Source organism: Neisseria sp. P0009.S007, from assembly GCF_051962515.1.
Window position 1 is genome coordinate 1 of record NZ_JBQCVF010000135.1, and the last position, 4583, is coordinate 4583.

Genomic DNA, 4583 nt, shown 5'->3' on the forward strand with positions numbered 1-4583 from the left:
CAGCCTGAGCGTCTGCAGGCTATCCGTCATGAGCGCCGTCCTAATTCGACCTATGCCAAAATCGATACTTGCCGCAGCGAGATTGCCGATGCGCAAAATATGTTCAAACGCCACGGAGTGCCGTTTACCAATACAACGGATAAATCTGTGGAAGAACTCGCCGTTCATATCTTGCAGGCATGTAAGTTGAAACGCCGTTTCTAAATGAAATAAAAAAAGGCCGTCTGAAATTTCAGACGGCCTTTTTTTATTTTGTGTATTAAGTCTTAGGCAGGGTAACACCGGTTTGCCCCATGTATTTGCCGTTTCGGTCTTTGTATGAAGTTTCGCAGACTTCATCGCTTTCAAAGAATAAGACTTGAGCCACGCCTTCGCCTGCATAGATTTTGGCAGGCAGGGGGGTGGTGTTGGAAAACTCAAGCGTAACGTAGCCTTCCCATTCAGGCTCGAACGGGGTAACGTTGACGATAATGCCGCAGCGAGCATAGGTGGATTTGCCCAAGCAGACGGTTAGGACGTTGCGCGGGATGCGGAAATATTCGACTGTGCGCGCCAGTGCAAAGGAGTTGGGCGGAATGATGCAACAGTCGTCTTCGACTGTAACGAAGTTTTTTGGGTCGAAGTTTTTTGGATCAACGATGGTGCTGTTGATATTGGTGAAGATTTTGAATTCATTGGCACAACGGATGTCGTAGCCGTAGCTGGATGTGCCGTAGGAAATGATGCGTTGGCCGTTGGCCTCTTTGATTTGGTTGGGCTCGAACGGCTCAATCATGCCGTGTTCTTCGGCCATGCGGCGTATCCATTTGTCGGATTTAATGCTCATGGTGGTTGTCCTGGGGTAAGGGTTGTTTGGAAATTCTTTAAAATCAACACAACAGCCTTATAAGCAGGCTTGTTCATTGATGTTTCAGACGGCCTAAAAGCCGGATAAGGCCGTCTGAAAGGCTGTTTATTTGGTTTTGGAAGCAGATTTCTTAGCCAGTTTGACTTCTTTAATCATACCGTCTTCGCATTTCATGATGAAGACGGGTGTGCCGTTTTGGGAAGCGGTAAAGTTTCCGTGCGCCCTGCCTTTTTTGAACATGCCCTCCAGCGTCATATTGCGTAATTTGGCGCTGTTGGAGGAGAAAGGTTCGATAAAGGTTTCGCTGTTGCCGGAGACGGTATATACGCCTTTGCCGTCAAATTTGCCGTTTTTAAAGGCGCCGACATAGCTGCGGCCGTCTTGGCATTTCCATGTGCCTTTGCCGGATGGTTTGCCGTCTTTGCCGACATCGCCATCGTAAACGCAACCTTTTTCCTGATAAGGATTGATGGTTTCGGCAATGGCAGGCGTACCCAGCATGAAGGCGATAGGGAGTAGGGCAAGGTATTTCATCATTCATTCCTTTTTGCAGGCGGTTTCAGACGGCCTGATATTGGGATTCAAAAGTCAGCAGGGTTTCAGCAATGCGGCGTGGCAATATGGCTAAAGCGTGTTCGCGCATGGATGCAGGGATACCGTAGTAGGCTTCGGCAATGCTACCGGTAATGGCCGCCAAGGTATCGCTGTCTCCGCCCAGGGAAACCGCCAGTCGGATGGCGTGTTCAAAATCATCGCTTTCAAGAAAGGCGGTAACTGCTTGAGGTACGGTGTCCTGACAGCTTTCGTTGAAATGATAATGCGGGCGGATTTGGTCGCAACTTTGGCTCAAATCATAGCCGAATTGTCGCGTAATGTTTTCTTTGATTTGCGCTTTGCCCATGCCGGTACGCGCCCAAAAGATGGCGGCGGCTACGGCTTGCGCGCCTTTAATGCCTTCCGGGTGGTTGTGCGTTACGGCGGCGGATTGTTCGGCAAAATGCAGGGTTTCTTCCAATGTGGCAAATGCCCAGCCAACGGCAGAAACACGCATGGCCGAGCCGTTGCCCCAGCTATTATAAGGTTCTGGATCTTTCCATTCTATCCATTGTGAGAAGCGTCCGCCATATGCGCCTTTGGGGCAGGGATATGCCCTACACCAGCCTTGCAAAATAGAGGCCAAATGATCGTTGCAACCTTGTAAAACCCAATCGGCAATGGCAACAGTGCAAATCGTGTCATCGGTAAAGTCGCTGTCGGGGCTGAAAATATCGAAATCGGTGTGACGGTAGTTGTCAAACTCAAATCGTGATCCGGCAATATCGCCGATGACTGCGCCCAACATCATGACATCCTTTCTGATACTTCTATTTATATTTCAGACGGCCTTTGATATTTCCCAATCAAAAGGCCGTCTGAAAAATTACTCTTGCCAGCCGCCCAAATAAGAAACCAGTTCTTCCAACATGGTGCTGATGGCTTCGGTCATCAGGATTTGCGAGGCAAAGGCGAGGCTGGCGGCATCGTCGCCGTTGCTTTCCGCTTCTTCTTGCAAAACGTCCAGATACTGGATGCGTTTGAGCGTAAAGTCTTGGGTTAGGATGAACGCGATTTGTTCGCGCCATACCAAGCCCAGCTGGGTAACGGTTTTGCCGTTTTTGACGTGTTGTACCACTTCGTCGGCGGTCAGGTCTTGTTTGGAAACTTTGACGACCGGAACAACATCGCCTACGCCTTTGAGTTCGCAATCGCTGTCCAATTCAAAACCGCCTTCGCAATGGCCTTGCAGCAGCCAGCTGGTCATCAGGGAAGAGGGCGATTGTTTGGTGTTGGGCAGCGAGGCTTCCAAACCGCCCAACGCTTCGCGCAGTTTGGTCAAGATGTTTTCCGCTTTGGCAGAGGCGGCATTGTTGACCAAAAGATACCCGTGGCGCGTGTCGAAAATCGCCTGTGTGCGGCTGCTGCGCGTAAAAGCACGGGGCAGCAGGTCGTCGGTAATCTGCTCTTTCAGCTCTTGTTTTTCTTTACGGCCAACATTGCGCGCTTCGTTGTTTTGGATTTCCAAAACCTTTTCATCCAAAATATCGCGGATTACGCCGGCGGGCAGGACTTTTTCTTCTTTTTTCAGAGCAACGCGCCAAGTGTAATCGGCAGGGAAAACCAACTCGGGCGAAAAGGAAACCGGCGTGGCAAAGCCTTCGCTAAACCAGTCCAAACCCTGACAATGGGCAAATTCGGATTGCGCCAATTTGTCGGCAAGGACTTCCAATTCGGGCAACTTGTCTTTGTTGAGCGGATAAAAACTGATTTGCTTAAACCACATGGCGAGTTTTCCTTTTTATTAAAACCGGCATTATACAGGGAAAATAACATACGGAAATCGGCAGCATCTTTAAAAATGCAGTAAAGTTGTTGACAGAAGAAAAGGCTTTCTGTATAGTTCGCGCTTCGGTTACGCGCCCATCGTCTAGAGGCCTAGGACACTGCCCTTTCACGGCGGCAACCGGGGTTCGAATCCCCGTGGGCGTGCCAGAATTCTTAAAAAACGCTCCTGCTTTTTGCAGGGGCGTTTTTTGTTTTCAGACGGCCTGTCGCTGTGAAAATATCTTTAAATTGGTTTACAATAATGCCATTCTGAATCTAAACGAGAGAAAACAATGTTAGACATCCAATTGCTCCGCAGCAATACCGCCGCAGTTGCCGAACGTTTGGCCGCCCGCGGTTACGAGTTTGATACCGCGCGTTTCAATGAGCTTGAAGAAAAAAGACGTCAGTTGCAGATTAAAGTGGAAGATCTACAAGCCACAAGAAATGCCGTATCTAAAGATATTGGCGGATTACGCTCTGAACAAAAGAAACTAGAAAAATCCCCTGATTATACTCCGACCCTTGCTTTGGCTTTGATAGGTGCTTTAGTTGGAGGATCTGTGGCAAAAGAAGGCTCGAAATTTCAAGCAGCGTTATTGGGTGCAGGTATCGGAGCTGGTACAAGTGAATTTATCAAAAAATTCAACAGTGATGAGCCAGAATATATTGTGCAGCAGGATGGCGTTATCGATGTTCTTGTGAAAGATGGGACAGCAAGTGTTAATGAGTTGAAAACCGATTTGGAGCAGGCTGCCGCTGATTTGGATGCCGTTCAGAAGGAATTGGATGCTTGGCTGCTGAGCATTCCGAACCTGCCGCACGAAAGCGTGCCTGTCGGTAAAGACGAAACTGAAAACGTTGAAGTCCGCAAAGTCGGCACGCCGCGCGAATTTGACTTTGAAATTAAAGACCATGTTGATTTGGGCGAGCCTTTGGGCTTGGATTTTGAAGGCGGTGCGAAACTGTCCGGCGCACGCTTTACCGTGATGAAAGGTCAAATCGCCCGTCTGCACCGCGCACTGGCGCAATTCATGCTGGACACGCACACGCTGCAACACGGCTATACCGAGCATTACACACCCTACATCGTGGACGACACCACCCTGCAAGGTACGGGCCAACTGCCTAAATTTGCAGAAGATTTGTTCCACGTTACCCGCGGCGGCGACGAGAGCAAGAAAACGCAATATCTGATTCCGACTGCCGAGGTAACGCTGACCAATACCGTTGCCGACAGCATCGTGGCTGGCAGCGATTTGCCGTTGAAACTGACTGCGCATTCCCCATGTTTCCGTTCCGAAGCGGGCGCATACGGTAAAGACGTGCGCGGTTTGATTCGCCAACACCAATTCGACAAAGTGGAAATGGTGCA

The 4583-nt window shown here is 49.6% G+C and carries 6 protein-coding genes and 1 tRNA gene; 3 read left to right on the forward strand and 4 right to left on the reverse strand.

Annotated elements, in window-relative coordinates:
• Positions 1 to 204, forward strand: a 204-nt coding sequence (locus ACTHS3_RS10310) for a kinase/pyrophosphorylase (protein ID WP_440367910.1), incomplete at its 5' end; no start/stop codon positions are given.
• Between the two features lie 55 nt (positions 205 to 259).
• On the opposite strand, the gene dcd is transcribed toward ACTHS3_RS10310, so the two are convergent.
• The 4 genes from dcd to ACTHS3_RS10330 all read right to left on the reverse strand — a co-directional run bounded on the left by dcd (position 260) and on the right by ACTHS3_RS10330 (position 3167).
• A complete protein-coding gene (gene dcd, locus ACTHS3_RS10315; RefSeq protein WP_003680541.1) occupies positions 260 to 826 on the reverse strand; it encodes a dCTP deaminase in 567 nt (188 codons plus the stop codon).
• Between the two features lie 126 nt (positions 827 to 952).
• Positions 953 to 1384, reverse strand: coding sequence for a hypothetical protein (locus tag ACTHS3_RS10320; protein WP_070624771.1), 432 nt, complete (start codon positions 1382 to 1384; stop codon positions 953 to 955).
• A gap of 22 nt (positions 1385 to 1406) precedes the next feature.
• Positions 1407 to 2189 (reverse strand): ADP-ribosylglycohydrolase family protein, encoded by a 783-nt coding sequence (locus tag ACTHS3_RS10325; protein WP_036491306.1) that lies wholly within the window; start codon positions 2187 to 2189, stop codon positions 1407 to 1409.
• A gap of 78 nt (positions 2190 to 2267) precedes the next feature.
• The gene (locus ACTHS3_RS10330; protein ID WP_049347929.1) at positions 2268 to 3167 is read right to left on the reverse strand and encodes a recombination-associated protein RdgC; all 900 of its coding nucleotides are present in this window, start codon (positions 3165 to 3167) and stop codon (positions 2268 to 2270) included.
• Positions 3168 to 3300: 133 nt separating this feature from the next.
• On the opposite strand from ACTHS3_RS10330, the gene ACTHS3_RS10335 reads away from it, so the two are divergent.
• A tRNA-Glu gene (locus tag ACTHS3_RS10335) sits at positions 3301 to 3376 on the forward strand.
• A gap of 125 nt (positions 3377 to 3501) precedes the next feature.
• Positions 3502 to 4583, forward strand: a 1082-nt coding sequence (locus ACTHS3_RS10340) for a serine--tRNA ligase (protein WP_440367911.1), incomplete at its 3' end; no start/stop codon positions are given.